We start from the raw sequence: 24,167 nt of genomic DNA on the forward strand, positions 1-24,167 counted from the left end.
CAGCAGGCATCAGTAGGAGTCCCGGTGACGCACAGCGGACAGGGGCCGGAGCAGCAGTATCCGGCCGCTCAGCCCCTCCCCCCTGAGGTGACCCCTGGCGGCTCCTCGGACGCCCAGGCGACGCAGTACCTGCCGCCGGTCCCGGCCCAGCCGCCGGTGGCCCCGCAGTACCAGCAGCCCCAGCCCGGCTACGGCTACCCGCCCGCGCCGCAGCAGCCCCAGTACCAGCAGCCGCAGCCGGGGTACGGCTACCCGCCCGCGCCCCAGCCGGGCTACGGCTACCCGCAGCCCGGGCCCGCCGACGCGCAGGCCACGCAGTACCTGCCGCCGGTGGTGGCGGACTCCCAGGCCACGCAGATGATCCCGCCGGTCGCCCCGGGCCCCGTCGCCCCGGGCCCGGACATGCAGGCGACCCAGTACATCGCGCCCGTACCGCCGCAGCACACGCCCCCGCCGACGCCGCAGCAGGCGCCCCCGCAGATCCACGCCGAGCGCCCGCCGCTCGCCGACTTCGAGAACCTGTTCCGGAGCGAGACCCCGCAGCAGGCGCCCGTACCGCCCGTCGTGCAGCATCAGCAGCCGTCGGTCCAGATGCACCAGCAGGCGTACCAGCCGCCGCAGCAGTACCAGCAGCAGCCCCCGCAGCCCCCGCAGCAGTACGGCGGCTTCCAGGGCGCCGGGTACGACCAGGGCTACGACGAGCACGGGTACGACGAGCCCGAGCCGCCCCGCCGGAAGTCGCCGGTCGCGCTGATCGCCGCCGTCGTCGCGGCCTGCGCGGTGGTGGGGCTCGGCGCCGGGATGCTCTTCAGCGGCGGGGACAAGGGGGACAAGACCGACCAGAAGGGCAGCCAGAACGTGGCCGCCGGGTCCTCCGCCCCGGCCACCGGCGGCGACGGGACCGAGAAGGCCGCCGACCCGGTGGAGGCGCAGGCCAAGGCGCTCGACAAGCTGCTCGCCGACAGCGGCAACAGCCGCGACGCGGTGATCCGCTCCGTCGAGGCGATCAAGACCTGCTCCAACCTCGACCAGGCCGCCACCGACCTGCGCGGCGCCGCCGAGCAGCGGCGCGGGCTCGTGACCCGGCTCCAGTCGCTGTCCGTGGACAAGCTGCCGGACAGCGGCGCGCTCACCGCCTCCCTCACCAAGGCCTGGCAGGCCTCGGCCGCCGCCGACGACCACTACGCGGCCTGGGCGGACCAGGCGAAGAGCAAGAAGGTCTGCAAGGGCGGCAGGGCCCGCTCGACCTCCTCGCTGGCCGAGGCCAACAAGGAGAGCGGCGAGGCCAGCGCGGCCAAGCGCGAGGCGGCCGGGCTGTGGAACCCGACCGCCGAGAAGTACGGCCTGACCAAGCGCGGCCAGACACAGCTCTAAAGACGCTACGGCGCCGCCAGCACCGTCTCGCCGACATCGACGAAGCCGGGCTTCTGCGCCACAAGCCGCCCCTCGCGTACCACCTGGAACGTCACGTCGTGGTTGACGATCCGGGGGAAGCCGGGGGCGCCGAGCAGGTCGTCGTACCGCCAGCGCAGCGCGGGCGTCAGGCCGCCGGTGTCGATCCGTACGCCGTTGTCGAGCGCGTGCGAGAGCTGCACGGCGGTGACCTTGTCGCTGTCGAGGGACTCCACGACCTGCCGGAGCACCGTGTACGCGATCCAGGTGGTCTGCACGCCCGCGTCCGTCGGGTCGACCCGGTTGTCGACGAAGGCGTGCTCCTGGATCACCTTGCGCATCGGCGCCCAGCTCTTGTCCCCGGCCTCCGGGTACCAGCCGGTGACGTAGGCGCCCTCGAAGGGGCTGTGCGCGCCGCCGGTGCGGTCGATGAGGGGCTGTCCGACGCTGCCGAGCACGGAGGAGATCCGTACGGTGTCCTCCTTCTTCTCCTCCTCGGGCAGCCGCCGGAAGGAGTCGAAGAAGGTCTGGGTGCGCTCGCCGAGTACGGCGGTGACGCAGCCGCCCTCGCCGCCCGCCCGGGAGCGGGCCCGGCCGGCCTGCGCGGTGTACTCGGCGGCGTCCTCGACGGCCGGGATGTCGATGGCCTTGCGGTGACTGGCCTTGCGCAGGCCGGAGTTGAGCAGGTCGGGCAGCTTGTCGCCGGCGATCGTGTCCGGCCGGACCAGCGAGACCTTCCGGCAGTCGGCCGCGAGCTGCATGCCGTGCCCGGCGATGAGGGAGGCCTGGCCGCCGTTGACGGGGTACGAGAGCGGGGAGGTGAACTCGTCCTCGGAGATGCCGTAGCCGCCGATGTACGGGATGCCGGCGGCCTCCAGCGGGGCCATGAAGGCGCGCCCGTTCTGGCTGTACGAGCCGACGACGGCGACGGCGCCCTCGCGGACGGCCCGGCGGGCGCAGGCGGCGGCACCGGCGGAGGTGTTCTCTTCGTTGCAGGTCAGGACGCGCAGCTCGTGCCCGTCGATACCGCCTTCGCTGTTGATCCAGCGGGCATAGGCCTGCGCCATGGCGGGCATGCCGGGCATGTTGGTGGCCCGGGTCTGGTCCGGAGCCCAGGTCATGACGGTGACGGGCTCCCTGGAGCCCCCCGTGGCCCCAGGGAGTACGCCGCAGCCGGTGAGCAGCGACGCACCTGCCGCCGCTGTCGTGACGTACGCGAGGAGTGAGGTGAGTCGCCTACCGGTCATGGGCATGCACATTTCCGCCTCATGGGTAACGCGGGAGTGAGCGCGCTTCAACGGTGGGTGACGTGAAGGTGAATTACGGGGGTGGCCCGGGCCCGGAAACGGGGCTGTCAGTGGCTGAACGTACGATCGAACGATGTCCGGTACCACCTCCCCTTCGGTGAACTCTTCCCGTCGCGGCCGTCGCTCCTCCACCATGGGCGGCATGCCTCTCAACGACATGCCGTGGTGGCGCTGGCGCATCAGCGTGCGCTCGGCGCTCCACATGCTTTCGGACCCGGGGTTCCACGAGACGACCTGGCTGGCCGGCCAGGAGGGGTACGGCGATGTCACCGACGCCGTCTACCGCCTGGTCGAGGACACCTGGCTGGACAACTGGTCGGCCGAGAAGTACATCGGGACGATCTTCCGCGACTCCGGCGAGGCCGCCCTCGTGGACGTCGCCGTGCTGCGGGTGCTGCGGATCCTGCACCAGGTCGGCCCGGACGCGCCGGTCTCCGCGTATCTGGAGCACCACGGGTGGCCGGAGGCCGTGCGGGCCGCCCGGGAGGCACACGTAAGGATGGCGACGGCGGACGGGGAGGACCCCGAGGCGCCCCCGCGTTCCCTGGAGATCCTGCGGATCATGACCCGTTCCGCCTGACGGACGGCGGCACGGGACGGCCCGCCCGGTGTGGCAGGCTGGGCCAATGACCGACCAGTACGTCCTCACCCTCTCCTGCCCCGACAAGCAGGGCATCGTGCACGCCGTGTCGAGCTATCTCTTCATCACGGGATGCAACATCGAGGACAGCCAGCAGTTCGGAGACCGTGACACCGGCCTCTTCTTCATGCGGGTCCACTTCTCGGCGGAGGCGCCGGTCACGGTGGACAAGCTGCGGGCCAGCTTCGCGGCGGTGGGCGACGCGTTCGCGATGGACTGGCAGATCAACCGGGCCGACGAGCGGATGCGCGTCGTGCTGATGGTGTCGAAGTTCGGCCACTGCCTGAACGACCTGCTCTTCCGCTCGCGGATCGGGGCGCTGCCCGTCGAGATCGTGGCCGTCGTCTCCAACCACACGGACTTCTCGGAGCTGGTCGGCTCCTACGGAGTCCCCTTCCGGCACATCCCGGTCACCAAGGACACCAAGGCCGAGGCCGAGGCGGAGCTCCTCGCGCTGGTCCGCGACGAGGACGTCGAGCTGGTCGTCCTCGCCCGCTACATGCAGGTCCTCTCCGACGACCTGTGCAAGCAGCTCTCCGGGCGGATCATCAACATCCACCACTCCTTCCTCCCCAGCTTCAAGGGCGCCAAGCCCTACCACCAGGCGCACGCGCGCGGTGTGAAGCTGATCGGCGCCACCGCGCACTACGTGACGGCCGACCTCGACGAGGGCCCGATCATCGAGCAGGAGGTCGAGCGGGTCGGCCACGAGGTGACCCCCGACCAGCTGGTGGCGATCGGCCGCGACGTCGAGTGCCAGGCCCTGGCCCGCGCCGTGAAGTGGCACGCCGAACGCCGCATCCTGCTCAACGGGCGCCGCACGGTCGTCTTCGCGTAGCTCCCGGGGCCTACAACCGGCTCAAGGACGCCGCCGCGCACAGCACGTCGCGGATCGCCTCCCGGTCGCCGTCCTGCCCGGCGGCGGCCTCCTCCGGCGGGACGTGCCCGGCGACCAGCTGGAAGAACTCGACGCCGTCCATCGCGACCTGCGCCACCGCCCGCTCACGGGTGCCGAGCGCGGCCGGCGAGTCCAGGGCGATGTACCAGTGCCCGCCGCCCGCGCCCTCGATCTCCAGATGGAGCGAGCGGCCGGGCGCACCGGCCGTGACCAGTTCCCGGGCCGGGGCCGCCAGGCCCGTACGGCGGCGTCCGGCGAGGGCCGCGGGCAGCAGCCGGGCCGCCAGGTCGATCATGCCGTGCATGTGCGCGCCGCTGGGCGGCTCGTACGGGTAGTCCACCGCCCGCGCGATGTCCCCGGCGTGCAGCCAGCACTCGAAGGCCCGCTCCAGGAGCGAGTCCCGCAACGGCAGCGCGAAGTCCCCGTACGTCACCGTCAGGTCCGCGACCCCGCGGCCCGCGAAGGAGACGGTACGGATCAGGGTGTGGCTCTGCTCCCGCCACGGCTCGCGGACCGCGCGGGTCGGCGGCCGGGACGAGCCGCCCCAGAACGCCTCCGTCCGCTCGGTCGGCGTCAGTTCGCCCACCAGGCCGGGGCCCAGCGGGTCGTCCAGACCGAGCGAGGCGGCCACCAGGCCGTCCACGGCGAGGAGATGGGCGATCACCCCGGCCACGGTCGTCTTCCGGTTCACCCGCCGCTCGCCCTCGAACCACTTCAGCCGCACCGGCGCGTGCCACTCCGACTCGCCGAAGTCGCGCAGCAGCGCGTCGAGCCGCGCGGTCTCGGCGTCGTACGGGGTGGCCCAGGCGGGCACGGGGATACGGGCCGGGCGGCGGCCCAGACAGTTCTCCAGGACCCGCGAGCGCAGCAGCGGATCGAGGTCCAGGTCGCGCTCGGCGTGCAGCAGCCCGACCGCGTCCCGCAGCCGCAGCGCCTCGTCGGCGCAGGGCGCGCACTCGGTCAGGTGCTCCTCGACGGCCTGCGTCTCCTCGGCCGAACAGGCGGACAGGGCCCACGCGCCGAGGAGGGACTTGAGCACGCGGTGCGGGAGGGGCTCGACGGGCGGGGTCACGGGCGGCTCCGGCTCGGGCTCCGGCGCGGGCTCCGCCTCGGGAGACTCCTCGCGGGCCGCCGCCCCCGACAGATCCGCGTGGTCGTCCGCCGCCCACCGGGGCCCCGGTATCCGCGGGGCGCGGGCGGTCTCCTCGGGGTCGCCGTTCGCGCCGGTCACAGCGGGCGCCCGTAGGATCCGGGCGGCGCGGAGCCCTCGATCACCCGGGTGTTGGCCGTGGAGAGCAGCTGGAGCCCGAGCCTCAGCCGGCGGCGCGCCTCGTCCTCGGTGACGCCCAGGTCGGCGGCGGTCTGCCGGTAGTCCCGGCGCTGGAAGTACGCCAGCTCCAGGGCCTGCCGCAGCGGCGTCGGCATCGAGGTCACGATGTAGTCCGCGCGGGCCGCGACCGAGGCCCGGCGCACCTTCTGCTCCAGCTCCTCCGCCGAACCCTCGCCGCGCTCCGCGTACGCCTCCGCCTCGGCCTGCCGCAGCCGGTGCACGGCCTGCCGCTGGGTGAGCCGGGCGACCCAGGAGCGCAGGTTGCCCTGCTTGGGGTCGTAGGCGTCGGGGTTCTCCCAGACGTAGCCGAAGACCTCGCGGGTGACCAGGTCGGCCGCGTCGTCGTCGTCGAGCACCCGGTGGGCGAGGCTGTGCACGAGGGAGGCGAAGCGGTCGTACAGCTCGCCGAGGGCGGCCGCCTCACCGCGTGCGAGCCGCTGCTGCATCCTGCGGTCCCAGCGCGCTGGTGTGTCCTTCGCCATCCGAAGCCCTCCCGGCAACCCTCCCGACGGCCCGGCCCTCCTGACCCGGGTTCACCTCCAAAGTAGTGGGCCGGGACCCGGCGCACTCCGCTTTGCCGCAAGTGCGCCCTTGACGGATTCCTGGATGGTAAGGAACGAGGCAAGCCGGGGCCCGGGGGTTTCACGGCGGCTCCACGGGGCAGCGGGAGGGCACAGGAAGCACTGCCTCCGTTTTGAAAGGCGCCGCTCGTGACGATCCAGGTCGACGAGGACGAGCAGAACCCATGGACCGTGCTGCGGGTCAGCGGCGAACTGGACCTGATCACCTCCCCGCTGATCCGCAGACGCGTCCACGACGCCGTCGCGGGCGGCCGGCGCGACCTGGTCCTCGATCTCTCCGGGGTCCGCTTCTGCGACTCCAGCGGCGTCGGCGTGCTCATCGCCGCCCGGCGCCTGATGCGCTCCTGCGGCGGGCGCCTGCGCCTGATCCTGCCGGCCAGGGGCGCCGAGGACGGCGCGCACGTGAACCGCGTCCTCGGCGCCCTGGGCGTCCGCCGCCTCTTCGAGGTGTACGGGGACCTCCCCACGGCCCTCGACGAGACGGCCGAACAGGCCGCCGGGTAGGCCGCCGGGCAGGCCGCCGGATAGGCCACCGGATAGGTTCGTGGTTTTCCACGATGCCTGAGCGTGACGGCCCCGTGACAGTCTGATGCCACGCCGAGCCCCACCGGATGGCCGCTTCGGCGGCCGACCGGCCTCGGGGGAACGGCTGTTGGCGTCATTGATACGGAAGGGATGTTGTCATGCGCAAGACAATTCGCGCTGCTTCGTTGAGCGTCGTGCTCGCCGCCGCGGTTCTCGCCGGCGGGAGCGCCCAGGCGTACGCCGCCGAGGGGCAGGCAGCGGCGGCGCCCGCCACCAAGGCGGCCGCGGCCACCGGAATCTGGATCTGGACCGGTGAATTCGCCTCGCGCCTGGAGGCGGAGGCCAACTACTGGGTGCTGTACGGCCTCGGGGCGGCCACCCAGATGCTCATCGAGTACAGCGGCCACAACTCGTGGGTCCTCTACGTCCAGTGACCCTGGCGCCCGTCTACGACCCAGGCGGACAGGGCCCGCTCCCGTCCGCCGCCACCTCGAAGAGAGATGACCGACCCATGCAGCTCAAGACCTCGACCACCCACCTCGGACGCACGGCCGCGGGTGCGCTGACCGCCGTGCTCATGGCGGCGGGCACGCTCGCCCTGGCCCCCGCCGCGCAGGCCTCGACGGAGCGGCCCGCACCGCGACCGGCCGCGGAGCAGAGCCCGGTCGCCGCCACCGGAACGAAGGTCGTGCCCGGGGCCACCGCGCAGCGCTCCACGAACGTCACCCTGGTCAACAAGACCGGGCAGAACCTGGTCAAGACGTGGGAGAAGCTGGACCACGGCTGTTGGACCACGAACATGCTGCCGCCGGACAACATCCCCAACGGCAAGTCCCCGAGCTGGGCGAGCGAGTCCTGCGGCTTCGCCACCGGGACCGAGGGGCGGGCCAACTACGCGCTCCCGGGCGGCGAGATCAAGCTGCACTGGAACAACCCCTACGTGGGCAGCAACAGTTACGAGTGCGTCGTCCCGTCCGGGTACAGCTGCTACCGGAGCGGCGGCGGGGGCGACAACGCCTCGGTGACGTTCACGGTCCAGTCCGCGTGGGCGGCGAAGGCGCAGTCCCCGGCGGCCGTGGTGCCCGGAGCCACCGCGGCCCGGAGCACGACCGTCACCCTGACCAACAACTCGGGCAAGCTGCTGGTCCGCGACGGTTCGTGGCTGGGCTGGGGGATCTGGTCGGACGGCATGCTGCCGCCCTCCATGGTCCAGCCCGGCGTGACCGCGAAGTGGGCGAGCGAGTCCGAGGGCCTCATGACCGGCACGGAGGGCCAGGTCACCTTCACCATGACCGGTGAGAGCAACAAGGTGACGGTGTACTGGAACAACCCCTACGTGGGCAGCAACTCGTACAGCTGCTCCGTCCCGAGCGGCTACACCTGCACCCGGAGCGGCGGCGGCGGCGACAACGCCTCGGCCTCCTTCAACGTGTCGAAGTCCTGACCCTTCCCCGGCGGTGACGGGCGACCGTCACCGCCGGGGCGGACGCGCGTCCCCCTCACCGGTCCCCCGGGTCCGCCGCCGGCTCCTCGCGTCCCATCGCGGCGGCCAGTTGGGCGCGCCGGACGATGCGCAGCTTCCGGTAGGCGTGGGTGAGGTGCGTCTCCACCGTGCGGCGGGTGAGGCACAGCGCCGCGGAGATCTCGACATTGGTCCGGCCCCCGGCCGCCAGCTCGGCCACCCGCCGTTCGGCGAGGGACAGGGTGTGGTCGCCGCTCCTCTTCCGCGCCCCGGCCGCGCGCAGCGCGTCGTCCACCATCAGGACGAGCCGCGCGGCACCGCCGGGCTCCCCGCTCCCGCCGGCGGGAGCGGACAGCCCCAGGGCGACGGCGTGCGCCTCCCGCAGTGCCTCGCGGCCCTTGCGCCGGTTGCCCGCCTCGATGTGGGCGGCTCCCAGATCGACCAGGGTCTCCACGAGTTCCACGGGCGCGGGGCCCGCCCTGAGCAGCTCGGCGCCCTCGGTCAGCGCGCACAGGGCCCTCCTGCCGCCCACGGCGGCGGCGACCGCCCGCAGCGCCCGGCCGACGGTACGGGCGGTGCCCCAGGTCCGGGCGTGGCGCTCCTCCTCCTCGGCGAGTTCGCGGGCCGCCTCCCGCTGCCCGAGCCGCACCAGGGCGATCGCCGCTCCGGACCGCCAGGGCGTGGCGACGGGGCTGACGAAGTCATGCGCGCGCTGACCCGCCCCGCAGGCCAGGTAGTCGTCGAGGGCCGCCTCCCAGTCCTGGTCCGCCGCGTGCAGCAGGGCCCGTGCGTATCGGACCTCGCTCCACTCCCAGGAGCTGTCGCGCACGGGCGGCGGGCCGACCAGGTTCACGGTCCGCCACGCCTCGCGGAGCCCGCCCGTCTCGTACCGCGCGAGCGCCACCATGGCCGTCAGATGCGGCAGCCGGACCCCCTGCCCCACGGTCGCCTCCACCAAGGGCCCGTTCTCGGCTATGACCCGGTCGAACGCTCCGGCCCAGAGGGCCGCTTCGGCCCGGACGCTGAGCAGGCACTGCGTGCCCGCGTCCGTGAGATCCGGGGGGACAGGCGTGGCCGGCAGGTACGAGCCCGTCAACGCGACCGCCTCGTCCAGGCGGTCCGCCCACTGGAGCAGGGTGGCGGCGCTGCCGAGCCAGGCGGTGCGCAGTTGGGGGTGTACGGGCAGGGCGAGCCGGGGGAGGACCCGGTCGACCGCCTCGGCCGCCGAGCAGAGGCCCGCTCCGGCCTCGTACTCGGTGATCAGTCCGCAGACGAGCGGCTCGATGGTGGGGGCCGCCGTCGGGGCGAGGGCCCGCAGCCCGGCGATGGCGGTGCGCCAGGCATCGTTGTCGTGCGAGGAGATGAGGGCGCCGAGCGCCTGCACCACCTGGACCAGCTCGGCGTCGGCGGCGCGACCGGCCTGGTGCAGGACCCGTAACGCGGAGCCGGTGTCCCCCTTCGCGACGAGCGCCGCACTGAGCGCGGTCGCCGTCGTCGCCCGCTCCCGGAGGTCGGAACGCAGTTCAAGGCCGGTGTGCAGCCTGCGGATGGCGGCCGTCGGGTTGTGCGGAAGCTCCAGCGAGGCGAGCCGTACGGTGAGGTCGGCGCGCCGCTCCGGATCGAGCGGGCCGCTCAGCGCGTGGCGCAGGTACGCGGCCGACTCGGCCACCTGACCGGTGCGGACCGCGTCCTGCGCCGCTTCGTCCAGCGCGCGGACCATCCAGGTCTCGCCCGGCTGGTCCAGGCGCAGCAGCCCCGCCGCCACGGCCGCCGCGGGTGCGCCGCCCTCGTCGAGGAGTTCCGCGGCCCGGATGCGGAGCGCGGTGATCTCTCCCGGCTCCGCCGCGGCGAGAACGGCCTCCCTCGCGAGGGGATGACTCAGCAGCCTGCCGAGTCGGCGCAGCGACCGCTCGCACGACGAACGGTCGGACGAGCAGAGGCCGGAGAGCCTGCGCAGGAACACGGGGTCGGTGTGGAAGCCTCCCTCGGCCGCGACGGCGAGGGTCAGACAGGCGTGGCGCGAACACGGATCGACCTTGCGGCCCAGCCACTCGGCGATCGTGTCGCGGTACCGGCTGGGCGACGGGGCGGCGGGCGGGCGGGAGAGCCGGCCCTCCGCGAGGTCGGAGACGAGCGCCCGCACCAGGGCCGCGTTCCCGCCGCTCGCCGCGACGCAGGTCGCCGTGGACTCGTGGTCGAGGCCGGCCTCCCGGGCCATGCGGCCGACGGCGGACTCGCTGAGCGGGGGGAGGACGACGGACGTACCGGAGGAGGGCGGGAACGGCGCCACCGCCGACGGCGTGGCGCACTCGGTGACCACCAGCAGGACCGGGAGGTCGGCGATGCGGCGCGCGAGGTAGCCGATCCAGCGCCGGGAGACCTCGTCGGCGTGCTGGAGATCGTCCACCGCGACGAGCACGGGCTGCTCGGCCGCGGCCCGGCCCAGCCGGGTCACCAGCGTGTGGCACAGCCGCTGCTCCTCCGGCCCGCTCAGCCCCGTGAAGGGGAGCACCTCGTCGTCCGAGAGGAACTGCCGGACGAGCCCGAAGGGGAAGTCGGCCTCCTCGGGGACGCCACGCGCACGTCTCACCTGCATGGCGCCGCCGTCGGTCTGCCGCCGTACCGCCTCCTCCAGCAGCGCGGTCCGCCCGCTGCCGGCCACCGGTGCCGAGAGCAGGACCCAGCGGCCTCTGCCCGCGCGCGCCGCCGCTCCCGCCGCCGAGACCGCGCCCAGTGCTGCCTCTCGCTCCAAGAGCATGCGTCCCCACCCCTTTCGCCTCGTCGTCCTGACCTCCGGGGATTTCGATCTTCACCCTTGGGCGGCGTCGGACGGCCGATCACCCGGGAAACGGCGTGATCTCTGGCGTGAGAGAGCTTGATCTCGCTGTCATGTGCCCTTCACGCAGCTGGGGACCCGTGTGGTCTAGGCGGGAGCCCCCTCCGTCAGCTCCCCGTCGGCGAGGCGCAGCCAGCGGTCCACGCCGATCTCCCGGAGGAAGCGCTCGTCGTGGCTGATGACGACGAAGGCGCCCCGGTAGGCGTTGAGGGCGGACTCCAACTGGCCCGTGCTGACGAGGTCGAGGTTGTTGGTCGGCTCGTCGAGGAGCAGGAGGTGCGGCGCCGGGTCGGCGTACAGGACGCAGGCCAGGGTGGCGCGCAGCCGCTCGCCGCCGGACAGGGCGGCCACGGGCAGGTGGGCGCCCGCGCCGCGGAAGAGGAAGCGGGCGAGCAGGTTCATCCGCTCGGCCTCCGGGCGATGCGGCGCGAAGTCGGCGAAGTTCTCGGCGACGCTGCGCTCCGGGTCCAGCAGGTCCAGGCGCTGGGAGAGGACGGCGATCCGCCCGTCGGCCCGCCGCAGCTCCCCGCTGTCGGGGGCGAGGTCGCCGCCGAGCAGGCGCAGCAGGGTGCTCTTGCCCGCCCCGTTCGGGCCGGTCAGCGCGATGCGCTCGGGGCCCCGGACGGTGAGGGCGACGCCGGGCTCCGCGAACACGGGCCGGTCGCCGAGCCGCACCTGGAGCCGCTCGCCGACGAACAGGGTGCGCCCGGCGGGGACGTCGGTGTCGGGCAGGTCGAGCGTGAGGCGCTGCTCGTCCCGCACGGCCCGGCCCGCCTCGTCCAGCCGGGCCTGGGCGTCGCCGACCCGGGTGGCGTGGGTCTGGCCTGCCCGGCCCGCCGACTCCTGGGCGCCGCGCTTCATGTTCCCGGCGAAGATCTTCGGCAGGCCCGCGTTCTTCAGGTTGCGGGCGGCGTTGCTCTGCCGCCGCTCGGCGCGCTCGCGGGCCTGCTGCATCTCCCGCTTCTCCCGCTTCAGCTCCTGCTCGGCGCTGCGCACGTTCTTCTCGGCGACCTCGCGCTCGGCCCGTACGGCCTCCTCGTAGGCGGTGAAGTCGCCGCCGTAGAGGCGCAGTTCGCCCCGGTCGAGTTCGGCGATGCGTTCCATCCGGTCGAGCAGGGCGCGGTCGTGGCTGACGAGCAGGAGGCAGCCCGTGAAGTCGCCGAGCACGTCGTAGAGGCGGCGGCGGGCGGCCAGGTCGAGGTTGTTGGTGGGCTCGTCGAGCAGGAGCACATCGGGCCGCTTCAGGAGCTGCCCGGCGAGTCCGAGGGAGACGATCTGGCCGCCGCTGAGCGTGCCGAGGCGCCGGTCGAGGGCGAGGTCGCCGAGGCCGAGGCGGTCGAGCTGGGCGCGGGTGCGCTCCTCGATGTCCCAGTCGTCGCCGATGGCCGTGAAGTGCTCCTCGGCCACGTCGCCGGACTCGACGGCGTCGATGGCCCGGACGATCGCGTCGACGCCCAGCACCTCGGCCACGGTGAGGCCGGAGGTGAGCGGAAGGCTCTGCGGGAGGTAGCCGAGGGTGCCGTCCACCGACACCGTGCCCGCGCGGGGGCGCAGGACGCCGGCGATCAGCTTGAGCAGCGTGCTCTTGCCGGAGCCGTTGGGGGCCACCAGGCCGGTACGTCCGGTGCCGACGGCGAAGGACAGGTCGTCGAAGACGGGGGTGTCGTCGGGCCACGAGAAGGAGAGGTGGGAGGCGACGACGGAGGCGGAAGACGCGGAAGACATGGATGTGACCTCGTACGGGAGGGAGGAGAGGAAAAGGGGACGACTGAGAGACCACTGCGGCGGCGCACGAAACGCGCCTCTCCGGTGGTCGTCACATCCGGGTCTCACCCGGAGATGTCGTCGTCACCCGCCATGTCCGCCACTCCTCGTCGTACGGTCGACGCCCTTCCGACGTCCTTTTCGAGGCTAACAGGACCGCCCGCTTCCGGCACGGAATTAGGAGTAGCGCTCCCGCAGCTTGTACTTGAGCACCTTCCGCAGGGTCTCGTTACGGGGCAGCGCCTCCACCAGCTCCAGCTGCTCGGGCAGCTTGAAGACGGACAGACCGGCCCCGCGCAGGAAGGCCGTCACCCCCTCCAGGGTGAGCGGTTCGGCGCCCTCGGGCTGTTCCACCACCGCGCAGACGCGCTCGCCGCGCGCCGCGTCGGGCAGGCCGATGACGGCCGCGTCGCCGACGCCGGGGTGCTCGTGGAGGAGGTCCTCGATCTCCTTGGCCGAGATGTTCTCCCCCTTGCGGATGATGATGTCCTTGATGCGCCCGGTGAGGACGAGGTGCCCGGTGTCGGTGAGGTGTCCGACGTCGCCGGTGATCAGGAAGCCGTCCTCGTCGAAGGCGGCGGCGGTCTGCGCCGGGTCGAGATAGCCCCGGCAGACGGCCTCGCCGCGCAGCCGGACCTCGCCGTCGGCGGTGACGCGTATCTCCATGCCGGCGGGCGGGCGGCCCTCGGTGGTGGCCAGGTTCTCGGGGGTGTCGCCGGGGTCGCCCATGGTGATCATGGGGACCTCCGTCATGCCGTACCCGTGGGTGAGCTGGCAGCCCAGCTCGCGCACGACCGCGTGGTAGATCTCCGGCGGCTTCGGCGCGCCGCCGCCTGCGAGGAGCCGCAGGGTGGGGATGACGGGCTCGTCCGGCCGCTTGCGCTGCTCGGTGAGGAACATCGAGTAGAAGGCGGTGGAGCCGCCCGCCACGGTCACGCCGTGCGCGCGGTACTCCTCCAGCGCCTCCGGCAGCGCGAAGTGCTCGAACATGACCGCCGGGAATCCGTACAGGAGCAGCATCACCGTGTAGTCGGGTCCGGCGATGTGCGCGTACGGGAAGGCCATCGAGCCCACGTCGGCGTCGCTGAGGTGCAGGGCGTGGGCCAGGCAGGAGCCGCCCGCGATGAGGGAGCGGTCGGTGTGCAGGACGCCCTTGGGGTCGGAGGTGGTGCCCGAGGTCCAGTAGATCCAGCGCACGTCGGTGCCGGAGGCGGGCGGCGGCGGGAGCACGGCCGGGTCGCCGTCGGGCAGCTCGTCGTACGCCTCCAGGATGCCGCGCGCGCCGAGCCGCCGGGCCATCTCCGTGTGGTCGAAGCCGCGCCAGACCCCGGGCACGGCGAAGAACTCGGCGCCGGACTCGCGCAGCGCGAAGCCGACCTCCTTGTCCCGGTAGAACGGGATCACCGGCGTCTGTACGGCGCCGAGGCGGGCCAGCGCGAAGGAGAGGACGGCGGTCTCGATCCGGGTCGGCAGCTGCCAGGCGACGACGGTCCCGGCGCGCACCCCCCGCCCGTACAGCCCGGCCGCGCAGCGCTCGGCGCGCTCGCGCAGCTCCCCGAAGGTGAGGGCGCGGTCGCCCTGGAGCAGGACGGGCCGGTCGGGGGTGAGCGCGGCGCGGCGCTCGACGAGCTCCCAGAGCGTGCGGGACTCGCCCAGGGCGTGTGCGGTCTCGTTCATCCCGTACTCCTCATGGCTGACGTTCCGTCAGATATGGCGGTGAGCGTAGAGGTCCGGCGCTTGTCGGTCCAGGGGTGCGGGGCTAGCCTGGCTCCACAGGATCTGACGGGTCATCAGAAATGGGAGAGGCTCCATGACGGAACTGCCCCGCATCATCAGCGTCGACGACCACGTGATCGAGCCGGCCCACCTCTTCGAGACCTGGCTGCCGGCGAAGTACCGCGACCGGGGCCCCAAGCCCCTCACCGCCGGCATCGGCGAGCTCGCCTACGTCGCCGGGAAGTACCAGATCACGATGGACCCCGAAGGCCCGCCCACCGACTGGTGGATCTACGAGGACCTCAAGTTCCCGTACAAGCGCAACATCGCCGCCGTCGGCTTCGACCGCGACGACATGACCCTGGAGGGCATCACCCGCGCCGAGATGCGGCGCGGCTGCTGGGACCCGGCCGCGCGGCTCAAGGACATGGACCTCAACCACGTCGAGGCCTCCCTCTGCTTCCCCACCTTCCCCCGCTTCTGCGGCCAGACCTTCGCCGAGGCGCACGACAAGGAGGTCGCCCTCGCCTGCGTCCGCGCCTACAACGACTGGATGGTCGAGGAGTGGTGCGGCGACAGCGGCGGCCGGCTCATCCCGCTCTGCATCATCCCGCTCTGGGACATCGACCTCGCCGTCGCCGAGATCCGGCGCAACGCGGCGCGCGGGGTGAAGGCCGTCACCTTCTCCGAGATCCCCACCCACCTCGGCTTGCCGTCCATCCACTCCGGCTACTGGGACCCGTTCTTCGCCGTCTGCCAGGAGACCGGCACGGTGGTCAACATGCACATCGGCTCCAGCAGCCAGATGCCCGCCGCCTCGCCCGACGCCCCGCCCGCCGTCCAGGCGTCCCTCTCCTTCAACAACGCGATGGCGTCGATGATGGACTTCCTCTTCTCCGGCGTCCTGGTGAAGTTCCCCCGCCTCAAGCTGGCCTACAGCGAGGGCCAGATGGGCTGGATCCCGTACGCCCTGGAGCGCGCCGACGACGTGTGGGAGGAGCACCGCGCCTGGGGCGGGGTGCGCGACCTGATCCCCGAGCCCCCCTCCACGTACTACTACCGGCAGATCTTCTGCTGCTTCTTCCGCGACAAGCACGGCATCGCCTCGCTCGACGTCGTCGGCCGCGACAACGCCACCTTCGAGACCGACTACCCGCACGTCGACTCCACCTTCCCGCACACCAAGGAAGTCGCCCTCGACCACGTCAAGGGCCTCGACGACGAGACGGTCTACAAGCTCATGCGCGGCAACGCCATCCGCATGCTCGACCTCGGAATCGTCTGATGGAGCTCGCCTGCACCGAGGAGGAGGAGGCGTTCCGAGCCCGGCTGCGCGAGTGGCTCGCCGCCGAGCTGCCCGGCCTGCCGCCCAAGCCCGACCCGCTCGACTGGCCGGCCCGGCGCGCGTACGACTGCGGCTGGCAGCGGCGGCTCTACGACGCCGGGTACGGGCACGTCCACTGGGACGCCTCGCCGACCCAGCGCCTGATCTTCCTGGAGGAGACCGAACGCGCGGGCGCGCCCTACGTCGGCGCCAACTTCGTCGGCCTCCTGCACGCCGGGCCCACCATCGCCGCCGAGGGCACGCCCGAACAGCGCGCGCGCTGGCTGGAGCCCGTGCTGCGCGGCGACGAGGTCTGGTGCCAGGGCTTCAGCGAGCCCGAGGCGGGCTCCGACCTCGCCGCCCTGCGCACGCGTGCGGTACGGGACGGGGACGCGTACGTCGTCAGCGGGCAGAAGATCTGGACCTCGCACGCCGAGGCCGCCGACTGGTGCGAACTCCTCGTACGGACCGACCCCGACGCCCCCAAGCACCGGGGCATCAGCTGGCTCGCCATGCCCATGGACGCCCCCGGGATCACCGTACGGCCGCTGCGGACGCTCGCCGGGTCCACCGAGTTCGCCGAGATGTTCCTCGACGAGGTGCGGGTGCCGGTGGCCAACCGGGTCGGCGAGGAGAACGACGGCTGGCGGGTCACCATGGTCACCCTCTCCTTCGAACGCGGCACCGCCTTCGTCGGCGAGGTCGTCGCCTGCCGCCGCGTGCTCGGCGAACTCGCCCGTACGGCCCGCAAGAACGGCCGCTGGGACGACCCCGTCCTGCGCCGCCGGCTCGGGCGGCTCGGCGCCGAGTTCCAGGCGCTGTGGCGGCTCACCCAGTGGAACGTGAGCGAGGCGCAGGCGAGCGGCGGGGTGCCCGGGACCGGCGGCTCCGTCTTCAAGCTGCGCTACTCGCACGCCCGCCAGGAGCTGTACGACGCGGCCGCCGCGGTCCTCGGGCCCGAGGCGCTCGACCTGGCCCGCGAGTGGAACCAGGACCGGCTGTCCTCGCTCTCGTACACGATCGCCGCCGGCACCTCGCAGATCCAGCAGAACATCGTCGCCGAGCGCATCCTCGGCCTGCCGAAGGGCCGGTGAAGCCGACCATGGACTTCCGACTCACCGAGGACCAGCGGGCGCTCAAGCGGGGTGTACGGGAGCTCCTCGACCGGCGCTTCGGGCGGGAGGCGCTGCGGGCGGCCGTGGACGGCGGGGGTGTGCTCGACCGGGAGCTGTGGCGCGAGCTCGGCGACGCCGGGTTCTTCGCGCTGCGGCTGCCGGAGGAGGAGGGCGGGGTGGGGCTCGGGCTGCCCGAGGCGGTGCTCCTCTTCGAGGAGGCGGGGAGGGTGTTGCTGCCGGGGCCGTTGATTGCGACGCATTTGGCGGCGGGGGCCGTGCCGGGGGCGGCGGAGGGGGTTGTTGTGGTGACCGCTGTCGATGAGAGCGGGCTCGTGGAGTGGCTGGAGGCGGCGGATGTGGTGGAGGGAGATGCGTCGGGAGCCGTCCCGGTGCGGTCGGTGGACCCGCTGACCCCCCTGCATAGGGCACCCGGCTCGGGGCGTTGTGCCCACCCGTTCCGCCCTGCGGAACGATTGCCCACAACGGGTACAGCGACGGTCTCTCTCCTCACCGCCGCCGAGCAGCTAGGTTCCGCCGCTCGTACCACCGAGCTCGCCGTTTCCTACGCCCGGACGCGGGAGCAGTTCGGGCAGCCGATCGGGGGGTTTCAGGCCGTCAAGCATCTGTGTGCGCAGATGCTCGTACGAACGGAGGTCGCACGGGTCGCCGTGTATGCCGCCGCTGTCACCGGTGATCCGGTCGAGATCGCAGGGGCGCGGCTGCTCGCCGACGAGGCGGCGGTGGGGTGTGCGCGGGACTGCCTCCAGGTGTACGGCGGGATGGGCTTCACCTGGGAGGCGGACGTGCATCTGCATCTGAAACGCGCCTGGGTGCGGGCCGAGCGCGGGCTCTCGGGGGCGGCGGCGGAGGAGCTGGTGGCGAGCTCGCTGTAGTGAGGGGGTCACGGAGTGTCGATACCGTGTTGTGTCCTTCGGCGGGGCCGTCACGGGCCGGAGTCGGGTCCCGGCTCCGGTACGCTCCGTGGGATGCGAGTGCTTATGGGCCCGGATCGCACCGGTGCCGCCCCGGTGGCGGCGCCGCGGTCGGGAATGCCCGCCGCTCGCACCCCGTGGCGGCTTCATACGCGCCCCTGTTCGACTCCCTGCGGCGTGCGTCGCACAGTATGGACCATGCGTACTCCTTCGCGCTGGAATATGCCCGAAGCGCTTGTTGCGGTGACTGTACGTCAACCATGCTGTCCCACAAGGGAATCACGTTCCGTTAGGTCGTCGAGGACGCCGGTTCGGATGGTGTGAACGGTGCAGGTGCTTCAGGTTCAGTTGGAGGTCGGACCCGATCCGGCCGAGGTGGGACGCGCCCGGCGATGGGCGCGTTCGAGGCTGGCCGGGTCGGGGATAGGGGACGACGAGCCGCTGGCGGACACGCTGGTGCTGCTCATCTCCGAGCTGGTCACCAACGCGGTGGTCCACACGGGCTGTCCGGCCGTGCTGCGGATGCTGTTCGGCGGAGGCGGGGTGCGGGTCGAAGTGGCCGACACCAGCGAACGTCCGCCGAAGCCCCGGCACGCGGAGGGCGACGACACCAACGGGCGCGGCCTGGAGCTGGTGGAGGGGCTCGCCGACCGGTGGGGCTGGGAGCGCGAGGGCGCCGGCAAGAGCATCTGGTGCGAGGTGGACCGGGCGCCGGCCGAGGAGCCGCTCGCCCAGGGCTCACCCTCCCGGGTGCACTGTTGACGGTTCGTGGTGGATTGCTCACCCTTGGGTGAGCGATTCGTACGGCGAGGGGAGTCGAGGGGCGGCATGCCCCTGGGCGAGCGCGGGTCGTGACGGGTGGCGGCGAACCGTGCCGTGCTCGGGGCGCGCGCGAGCGCGCCGCCACCCCTGCCGTCTGCCGTCGCGAGGTTCGGCCGACGCTCAGAGGACGGCGACCGGTGCCACGGGTGTGCCCGTGCCGCCGACGAAGGGCTCGGGCATCGCGGAGAGCAGGAACGCGTACCGCCGCTCTTGTGCACAGGCTGTGGACAGTTCTTCGAGGTTCCAGTTCTGGCCCTGGAGCATTCCCATTTCGACGAGGTCGAGGGCGTGCACGGGCAGCCACAGGTTCTCGATCTCCGGCGGGAAGATCTCGAAGGTGAGCGTGTCGTTGGCGACCGCCGCCACGTCCCGGGCGTGGAACCACTCGGGCGTCCGCACGGACAGACCGGGCGACGGGAACGCGTAGCCGTGCTTGTCCCCGGCCAGATACGCCTGGATCTGCCCGGTCCGTACGAGGACGATGTCGCCGGAGCGTACGGTGACCCCGCCGAACTCCGCCGCCTCGTCCAGGTCTTCGGGCGTGACGGCGTGGTCGCCGGGCAGCCGGTCCACGCCCTTGGCGGCGGCGACGTCGAGCAGCACCCCGCGGCCGACCAGGTGGCGGGCGGTGTGGATGCCGCTGAACTCCGCGCGGCCGTGGGCGGTGATGGTGGCGGCGGGCCGCCCGTTGTAGATGCGCCCGGAGTGCGAGGCGTGGGTGAGGGCGTCCCAGTGGGTGCCGGCCTGGAGGCCCAGGGTCACGGCGTCGTCGGAGGTGGCGACCGTGCCGGGGCCGAAGAGCTCCTGGTTGATCTGGACCATGACGTGCAGCGGGTTGACCCGGCCGGGGATCATGCCGGTCTGCACGCCGTCCTGTTCGAGGGGGACGGCGAGCGGGACGCGGCGGCCGGTGCGGACGGTGGCGGCGGCCTCGCGGACGACCTCGTCGGTGATCAGGTTGAGGGTGCCGATCTCGTCGTCCTGGCCCCAACGGCCCCAGTTGTTGACGCGCTTGGCGATCTCGTGGAATTCCGGCGGAAGTGCGCTGGGCGAAGACATCGGGCCTCCGGGGTCTTGTTTTCCGGTATCTGACGGGCCGTAGAATCCTGACGACGCACGAATCTAACGGGTCGTCAGAAACCGCGGGAAGGGGCCGGACGTGGGGAACTTCTTGGCAGGGAAGGTCGTGGCCGTGACGGGCGCGGGGCGGGGGATCGGCCGCGCGGTCGCCCTCGCCTGCGCGGCGGAGGGCGCGAAGGTCGTGGTCAACGACTACGGGGTCTCCATCGAGGGCGGGGAGCCGACGAGCGAGATCGCGGAGTCCGTCGTCAAGGAGATCGAGGCGGCGGGCGGGGCGGCCGTGGCCGTCGCCGACGACATCTCTACGATGGCCGGCGGGCAGCGGATCGTCGATGTGGCGCTCGCCGAGTACGGGCGGATCGACGGTGTGGTGTGCGTGGCGGGCATCCTGCGCGAGCGGATGCTCTTCAACATGTCCGAGGAGGAGTGGGACCCCGTCGTCGCCACCCACCTCAAGGGCACCTTCACCGTCTTCCGGGCGGCCTCCGCCGTGATGCGCCGCCAGGGCAGCGGCACGCTGATCGGCTTCACCAGCGGCAACCACCAGGGCTCGGTGGCGCAGGCCAACTACTCGGCGGCCAAGGGCGGCATCATCTCGCTGGTCCGCTCGGCGGCGCTCGGCCTCCACAAGTACGGGGTCACGGCCAACGCGGTCGCTCCGGTCGCCCGTACCCGCATGTCGGCCAACGTGCCCATGACGCTCAAGGAGATCGGCGAGCCGGAGGACGTGGCCGCGCTCGTCGTCTACCTGCTCTCCGAGCGGGCCAGGGCCGAGAAGATCACCGGGCAGGTCTACACGATCGCCGGCCCCAAGATCGCCGTCTGGGCCCAGCCCCGCGAACTGCGCGCCGGATACGCGGAGGGCGGCGCCTGGACGCCTGACCGCATCGCCGACTTCCTCCCGGGCACGGTCGGGGTGGACCCCATGCCGCTGCTCCAGCAGCTGGAGGAGATGGCGCGCGCGGCGGCCGCCGGGGACCGCCCCAACTCCCGTAAGGAGGGCTGACCATGAGAGGCGTCGTCTTCGACGGGAAGCAGGTCCGGGTCGTCGACGACCTGGAGGTCCGCGACCCCGGGCCCGGCGAGGTGCTCGTCGCCATCGCGGCGGCCGGGCTGTGCCACAGCGACCTCTCGGTCGTCGACGGCACGATCCCCTTCCCGGCGCCCGTCGTCCTCGGCCACGAGGGCGCCGGTGTCGTCGAGGCGGTCGGCTCCGGCGTGACCCATGTCGTGCCGGGCGACCACGTGGCGCTGTCCACCCTCGCCAACTGCGGGGCCTGCGCCGACTGCGACCGGGGGCGTCCGACGATGTGCCGCAAGGCCATCGGGATGCCGAAGCAGCCGTTCTCGCGGGACGGGCAGCCGCTGTTCCAGTTCGCGTCGAACTCCTCCTTCGCGGAGAGGACCGTCGTCAAGGCGGTCCAGGCGGTGAAGATCCCCACGGACATCCCGCTGACCTCGGCCGCCCTCATGGGCTGCGGCGTCCTCACCGGCGTCGGGGCGGTCCTCAACCGGGCCAGGGTCGACCGGGGCGAGACCGTCGTCGTCATCGGCACCGGCGGCATCGGCCTCAACGTCCTCCAGGGCGCCCGGATCGCGGGCGCGACGACGATCGTCGCCGTCGACACCAACCCGGCGAAGGAGCCGGTGGCCCGCGACTTCGGCGCGACCCACTTCCTGACGTCGACGGACGCGGTACGCGAGATCCTGCCCACCGGCGCGGACCACGTCTTCGAATGCGTCGGCCACACGGGCCTCGTCCGCACCGCGATCGAGCTGCTCGACCGGCACGGCCAGGCCATCCTCCTCGGCATGACCGCCCCGAAGGCCGAGGCGACCTTCCTGCCCGCCGCGATGTTCCTGGACAAGTCGATCCTGGGCTGCCGTTACGGCTCCTCCCGCCCCCAGAAGGACATCACCCTCTACGCCGACCTCTACCTCTCCGGCCGCCTCCTCCTCGACGAACTCGTCACGGCGACGTACCCGGTGGAGGAGTTCGCGCGCGCGGTGGAGGACGCGGAGCAGGGGAAGGTGGCACGGGGGGTGCTGACCTTCTGAGGGGTGGGGGACCCGGGGCCGCTCAGCCCGCCGCGCCCGCCGCGCGGAAGGTGCGTCGGTAGGCCGTCGGGGTCACGCCGATCGCGGTCTGGAGGTGGGTGCGGAGGGACTGGGCGGTGCCGAAGCCCGCGGTGTGGGCGATCTGGTCGATGGGGAGGTCGGAGGACTCCAGGAGGTGGCGGGCGCGTTCTACGCGCTGCTGGGTGAGCCACTGGCCGGGGCTGACGCCGACCTCCTCGCGGAAGCGGCGGGTGAAGGTGCGGACGCTCATCGACTCCCGTACCGCCAGGTCCCGCAGCTGGATCGGCTCGTGGAGGTGGGCGAGCGCCCAGGCGCGGGCCGAGGTCGTGGTCGAGGTGCCCGGCTCCGGCACCGGGCGCGCGATGTACTGGGCCTGCCCGCCGTCCCGGTGCGGCGGCACGACCGTGCGCCGGGCCACCTCGTTGGCGACGCCCGTGCCGTGGTCGCGGCGCACGATGTGCAGGCACAGGTCGATCCCGGCCGCGACCCCGGCCGAGGTCAGCACGTCGCCGTCGTCCACGAAGAGGACGTCCGCGTCCACCCGCACCCGGGGGAAGAGCCGCTGGAAGTGCGCGGCGGAGGCCCAGTGGGTGGTGGCCGGGCGCCCGTCGAGATAGCCCGCGGCGGCCAGCACGTAACCGCCGGTGCAGATGGAGACCAGCCGGGTGCCGGGGCGGATGTGCGCGAGGGCCGCCGCGAGCTCCGGGGTCAGCCGGCCCTCGTCGTGGACCGGGCCGAGCTCGTACGAGGCGGGGACGACGACCGTGTCCGCGGTGCCCAGGATCTCGGGGCCGTGCTCGACGTGCACGGAGAAGTCGGCGTCCGTCGGGACCGGCCCCGCGGCCTGCGCGCAGGTGACGATCTCGTACAGGGGCCGCCCCGCCGGGTCCTTGGCGCGGCCGAAGATCCGGTGCGGGATGCCGAGCTCGAAGGGGAGCAGGCCGGGCAGGGCGAGGACGGCGACCCGGTGCGGACGCATGCTGTTCACCCTCGCTCGACCTCCGAAAATCCAGTGGTGGTCCAGACCAGCCACTGGTACCTCTGTGTGTTCGTGACGGACAACACCTACAAGTCTGAGGCCGCCGAGCGGATTCCCGCCCCGGCCGAGCCGCCCACCGAGCCGCCCGCCCTCTGGAACCGTAACTTCCGGCTCTTCTTCGTCGCCCGCGCGGTCGCCGTCTTCGGCGAGGGCATGGTCCCGGTCGCCTTCGCCGCCGGACTCATCGGCGCCGGTCACTCCGGCTCCACCGTCGGCTACGCGCTCGGCCTGTGGACCGCGTCCTTCGCCGTCTTCGTCCTCTTCGGAGGCGTCCTCGCCGACCGCTTCACCGCGCGGCGCATGATGATCCTCGCCGACCTCCTCCGGCTGCCCGGCGCCGTGCTCCTCGGCGTCACCTTCGCGCTCGGCAGCCCGCCGCTGTGGGCGGTGTACGCGCTGTCCGCCGTGAGCGGCATCGGCGCCGCCCTGTTCCAGCCGGGCGTCGCCTCCACGATCCCGCGCATCGCCCCCGACGTGCAGCGCGCCAACGCGGTACTCCGGGTCGTCGAGGCGCTGATGACCATGGCGGGCCCGGCCGCCGCCGGACTCCTCGTCGCCCTGTGGAACGCGGGCGCCGCCTTCGCCGTCAACGGCGCCGCGTTCGCCGTGAGCGCCGTCTGCTTCACGCTGATGCGGATCGCGCCCGTCCCCTCCGACGGCATCCAGCGCGGCTCGATGCTGTCCGAACTCGCCCTGGGGTGGCGGGAGTTCCGGGCCCGTAGCTGGCTGTGGGGCGTGATCTCCATCTGGACGGTGTACGGGCTGACCGTCGCCGGACCGATGGTGCCGCTCACCGCGAGCCTGGTCACCGAGCAGCACGGCTCGGCGACGTACGGCGTCCTGATGGCCGTCAACGGCGCGGGCAGCGCGGTCGGCGGCCTGCTCGCCCTGCGGCTGCGCCCGGTCCGCCCGCTGGCCGCCGGCGCGGTCGCCCTGCTCGGCCTCCCGGTGAACCTGCTCCTCCTCGGCATCGACGCGGCCGTCCCGCTCCTGTACGCGGGCCAGTTCATCGGCGGCGCGGCCTTCGCCTTCTGGCTGGTGATGTGGTCGACGGCGGTCCAGACCCACGTCCCGCAGGACGCCCTGAACCGGATGCACGCGTACGACGTGGCCGGATCGCTGCTGATGATGGGCGTCGGCCGGACGCTGTCGGGCCCGGTGGCGATGGTCGTGGGCACGGAGGAGGTGCTGCTGGCCGGGGCGGGGATCGCGGTGCTCGTGGTGACGGCGTTGCTGGTGGTGCGGCCGATCAGGACGCTGCCGAGGGTGTAGGAGGGGGCGTAGACGGGGGTGCGCCGGTGGCCCGGTCCGTTGGCCCGATCCGT

At 72.8% G+C, this 24,167-nt stretch carries 21 protein-coding genes; 13 read left to right on the forward strand and 8 right to left on the reverse strand.

Annotated features, from left to right (window positions below):
• Nucleotides 1–24: 24 nt before the first annotated feature.
• Nucleotides 25–1,374, forward strand: a complete 1,350-nt coding sequence (locus ABTZ54_RS04400; RefSeq protein WP_351657081.1) for a hypothetical protein — start codon at nt 25–27, stop codon at nt 1,372–1,374.
• A gap of 5 nt (nt 1,375–1,379) precedes the next feature.
• On the opposite strand, the gene ABTZ54_RS04405 is transcribed toward ABTZ54_RS04400, so the two are convergent.
• On the reverse strand, nt 1,380–2,639 hold the full coding sequence (locus ABTZ54_RS04405) for an ABC transporter substrate-binding protein (protein ID WP_502997178.1): 1,260 nt from the start codon (nt 2,637–2,639) through the stop codon (nt 1,380–1,382).
• Nucleotides 2,640–2,832: 193 nt separating this feature from the next.
• On the opposite strand from ABTZ54_RS04405, the gene ABTZ54_RS04410 reads away from it, so the two are divergent.
• Both ABTZ54_RS04410 and purU read left to right on the forward strand, forming a co-directional pair.
• Nucleotides 2,833–3,279 (forward strand): SCO4402 family protein, encoded by a 447-nt coding sequence (locus tag ABTZ54_RS04410; protein WP_351657741.1) that lies wholly within the window; start codon nt 2,833–2,835, stop codon nt 3,277–3,279.
• Between the two features lie 46 nt (nt 3,280–3,325).
• Entirely contained in the window at nt 3,326–4,177 is an 852-nt protein-coding gene (purU, locus tag ABTZ54_RS04415; RefSeq protein WP_351657084.1) for a formyltetrahydrofolate deformylase, read from the forward strand.
• Between the two features lie 10 nt (nt 4,178–4,187).
• Here purU and ABTZ54_RS04420 read toward each other — a convergent pair whose 3' ends face one another.
• Together ABTZ54_RS04420 and ABTZ54_RS04425 are read right to left on the reverse strand one after the other, a co-directional pair.
• Nucleotides 4,188–5,468 (reverse strand): zf-HC2 domain-containing protein, encoded by a 1,281-nt coding sequence (locus ABTZ54_RS04420; RefSeq protein ID WP_351657086.1) that lies wholly within the window; start codon nt 5,466–5,468, stop codon nt 4,188–4,190.
• On the reverse strand, nt 5,465–6,049 hold the full coding sequence (locus ABTZ54_RS04425; protein ID WP_351657088.1) for a sigma-70 family RNA polymerase sigma factor: 585 nt from the start codon (nt 6,047–6,049) through the stop codon (nt 5,465–5,467). The genes ABTZ54_RS04420 and ABTZ54_RS04425 overlap by 4 nt, the downstream gene beginning before the upstream one ends.
• 228 nt (nt 6,050–6,277) lie before the next feature.
• Between ABTZ54_RS04425 and ABTZ54_RS04430 the strand changes: the two genes are divergently transcribed.
• The 3 genes from ABTZ54_RS04430 (at nt 6,278) to ABTZ54_RS04440 (ending at nt 8,117) form a co-directional block, all read left to right on the forward strand.
• Nucleotides 6,278–6,652: an STAS domain-containing protein gene (locus ABTZ54_RS04430; RefSeq protein WP_351657090.1), complete on the forward strand. Its 375-nt coding sequence runs from the start codon at nt 6,278–6,280 to the stop codon at nt 6,650–6,652.
• A gap of 179 nt (nt 6,653–6,831) precedes the next feature.
• The gene (locus ABTZ54_RS04435; RefSeq protein WP_351657092.1) at nt 6,832–7,107 is read left to right on the forward strand and encodes a hypothetical protein; all 276 of its coding nucleotides are present in this window, start codon (nt 6,832–6,834) and stop codon (nt 7,105–7,107) included.
• Between the two features lie 77 nt (nt 7,108–7,184).
• Nucleotides 7,185–8,117 carry a Crystal protein ET79 gene (locus ABTZ54_RS04440; protein WP_351657094.1) on the forward strand — a complete coding sequence of 311 codons (933 nt, stop codon included), beginning with the start codon at nt 7,185–7,187 and terminating at the stop codon, nt 8,115–8,117.
• A 55-nt stretch (nt 8,118–8,172) separates the two neighbouring features.
• Here the strand turns inward: ABTZ54_RS04440 and ABTZ54_RS04445 are convergent, their stop codons facing one another.
• The 3 genes from ABTZ54_RS04445 to ABTZ54_RS04455 form a co-directional block, all read right to left on the reverse strand.
• Nucleotides 8,173–10,893 (reverse strand): ATP-binding protein, encoded by a 2,721-nt coding sequence (locus tag ABTZ54_RS04445; RefSeq protein WP_351657096.1) that lies wholly within the window; start codon nt 10,891–10,893, stop codon nt 8,173–8,175.
• Between the two features lie 165 nt (nt 10,894–11,058).
• Nucleotides 11,059–12,696 (reverse strand): ABC-F family ATP-binding cassette domain-containing protein, encoded by a 1,638-nt coding sequence (locus tag ABTZ54_RS04450; protein ID WP_351657098.1) that lies wholly within the window; start codon nt 12,694–12,696, stop codon nt 11,059–11,061.
• Between the two features lie 216 nt (nt 12,697–12,912).
• Nucleotides 12,913–14,412: a class I adenylate-forming enzyme family protein gene (locus ABTZ54_RS04455; RefSeq protein WP_351657101.1), complete on the reverse strand. Its 1,500-nt coding sequence runs from the start codon at nt 14,410–14,412 to the stop codon at nt 12,913–12,915.
• 133 nt (nt 14,413–14,545) lie between these two features.
• Here ABTZ54_RS04455 and ABTZ54_RS04460 point away from each other — a divergent pair, with 133 nt between their 5' ends.
• The 4 genes from ABTZ54_RS04460 to ABTZ54_RS04475 all read left to right on the forward strand — a co-directional run bounded on the left by ABTZ54_RS04460 (nt 14,546) and on the right by ABTZ54_RS04475 (nt 18,584).
• Entirely contained in the window at nt 14,546–15,736 is a 1,191-nt protein-coding gene (locus ABTZ54_RS04460; protein ID WP_351657104.1) for an amidohydrolase family protein, read from the forward strand.
• Nucleotides 15,736–16,869, forward strand: coding sequence for an acyl-CoA dehydrogenase (locus tag ABTZ54_RS04465; protein ID WP_351657107.1), 1,134 nt, complete (start codon nt 15,736–15,738; stop codon nt 16,867–16,869). Before ABTZ54_RS04460 ends, ABTZ54_RS04465 begins: the two co-directional genes overlap by 1 nt.
• An 8-nt stretch (nt 16,870–16,877) precedes the next feature.
• On the forward strand, nt 16,878–17,783 hold the full coding sequence (locus ABTZ54_RS04470) for an acyl-CoA dehydrogenase family protein (RefSeq protein ID WP_351657110.1): 906 nt from the start codon (nt 16,878–16,880) through the stop codon (nt 17,781–17,783).
• 366 nt (nt 17,784–18,149) lie between these two features.
• On the forward strand, nt 18,150–18,584 hold the full coding sequence (locus tag ABTZ54_RS04475) for an ATP-binding protein (protein ID WP_351657113.1): 435 nt from the start codon (nt 18,150–18,152) through the stop codon (nt 18,582–18,584).
• Nucleotides 18,585–18,764: 180 nt separating this feature from the next.
• On the opposite strand, the gene ABTZ54_RS04480 is transcribed toward ABTZ54_RS04475, so the two are convergent.
• The gene (locus tag ABTZ54_RS04480) at nt 18,765–19,703 is read right to left on the reverse strand and encodes a cyclase family protein (protein ID WP_351657115.1); all 939 of its coding nucleotides are present in this window, start codon (nt 19,701–19,703) and stop codon (nt 18,765–18,767) included.
• A 100-nt stretch (nt 19,704–19,803) separates the two neighbouring features.
• On the opposite strand from ABTZ54_RS04480, the gene ABTZ54_RS04485 reads away from it, so the two are divergent.
• Nucleotides 19,804–20,730 (forward strand): SDR family oxidoreductase, encoded by a 927-nt coding sequence (locus ABTZ54_RS04485; protein WP_351657117.1) that lies wholly within the window; start codon nt 19,804–19,806, stop codon nt 20,728–20,730.
• Nucleotides 20,731–20,732: 2 nt separating this feature from the next.
• Nucleotides 20,733–21,782, forward strand: coding sequence for a Zn-dependent alcohol dehydrogenase (locus ABTZ54_RS04490; protein ID WP_351657118.1), 1,050 nt, complete (start codon nt 20,733–20,735; stop codon nt 21,780–21,782).
• A gap of 22 nt (nt 21,783–21,804) precedes the next feature.
• Here ABTZ54_RS04490 and ABTZ54_RS04495 read toward each other — a convergent pair whose 3' ends face one another.
• Nucleotides 21,805–22,782 (reverse strand): GlxA family transcriptional regulator, encoded by a 978-nt coding sequence (locus ABTZ54_RS04495; RefSeq protein WP_351657120.1) that lies wholly within the window; start codon nt 22,780–22,782, stop codon nt 21,805–21,807.
• Nucleotides 22,783–22,818: 36 nt separating this feature from the next.
• Between ABTZ54_RS04495 and ABTZ54_RS04500 the strand changes: the two genes are divergently transcribed.
• Entirely contained in the window at nt 22,819–24,114 is a 1,296-nt protein-coding gene (locus ABTZ54_RS04500) for an MFS transporter (RefSeq protein WP_502997179.1), read from the forward strand.
• Nucleotides 24,115–24,167: the final 53 nt, after the last annotated feature.

The organism is Streptomyces sp. NPDC094032, from assembly GCF_040303965.1.
Taxonomy (GTDB): Bacteria; Actinomycetota; Actinomycetes; order Streptomycetales; family Streptomycetaceae; genus Streptomyces.

Bases quoted from the DNA above. Each gene is read 5' to 3' on its own strand.
- ABTZ54_RS04435 (WP_351657092.1), top strand. From the start codon at position 6,832: ATGCGCAAGACAATTCGCGCTGCTTCGTTGAGCGTCGTGCTCGCCGCC.
- ABTZ54_RS04405 (WP_502997178.1), bottom strand. From the start codon at position 2,639: ATGACCGGTAGGCGACTCACCTCACTCCTCGCGTACGTCACGACAGCG.
- ABTZ54_RS04450 (WP_351657098.1), bottom strand. From the start codon at position 12,696: ATGTCTTCCGCGTCTTCCGCCTCCGTCGTCGCCTCCCACCTCTCCTTC.
- ABTZ54_RS04410 (WP_351657741.1), top strand. From the start codon at position 2,833: ATGGGCGGCATGCCTCTCAACGACATGCCGTGGTGGCGCTGGCGCATC.
- ABTZ54_RS04465 (WP_351657107.1), top strand. From the start codon at position 15,736: ATGGAGCTCGCCTGCACCGAGGAGGAGGAGGCGTTCCGAGCCCGGCTG.
- ABTZ54_RS04440 (WP_351657094.1), top strand. From the start codon at position 7,185: ATGCAGCTCAAGACCTCGACCACCCACCTCGGACGCACGGCCGCGGGT.
- ABTZ54_RS04445 (WP_351657096.1), bottom strand. From the start codon at position 10,893: ATGCTCTTGGAGCGAGAGGCAGCACTGGGCGCGGTCTCGGCGGCGGGA.
- purU (WP_351657084.1), top strand. From the start codon at position 3,326: ATGACCGACCAGTACGTCCTCACCCTCTCCTGCCCCGACAAGCAGGGC.
- ABTZ54_RS04495 (WP_351657120.1), bottom strand. From the start codon at position 22,782: ATGCGTCCGCACCGGGTCGCCGTCCTCGCCCTGCCCGGCCTGCTCCCC.
- ABTZ54_RS04460 (WP_351657104.1), top strand. From the start codon at position 14,546: ATGACGGAACTGCCCCGCATCATCAGCGTCGACGACCACGTGATCGAG.
- ABTZ54_RS04490 (WP_351657118.1), top strand. From the start codon at position 20,733: ATGAGAGGCGTCGTCTTCGACGGGAAGCAGGTCCGGGTCGTCGACGAC.
- ABTZ54_RS04470 (WP_351657110.1), top strand. From the start codon at position 16,878: ATGGACTTCCGACTCACCGAGGACCAGCGGGCGCTCAAGCGGGGTGTA.
- ABTZ54_RS04425 (WP_351657088.1), bottom strand. From the start codon at position 6,049: ATGGCGAAGGACACACCAGCGCGCTGGGACCGCAGGATGCAGCAGCGG.
- ABTZ54_RS04455 (WP_351657101.1), bottom strand. From the start codon at position 14,412: ATGAACGAGACCGCACACGCCCTGGGCGAGTCCCGCACGCTCTGGGAG.
- ABTZ54_RS04480 (WP_351657115.1), bottom strand. From the start codon at position 19,703: ATGTCTTCGCCCAGCGCACTTCCGCCGGAATTCCACGAGATCGCCAAG.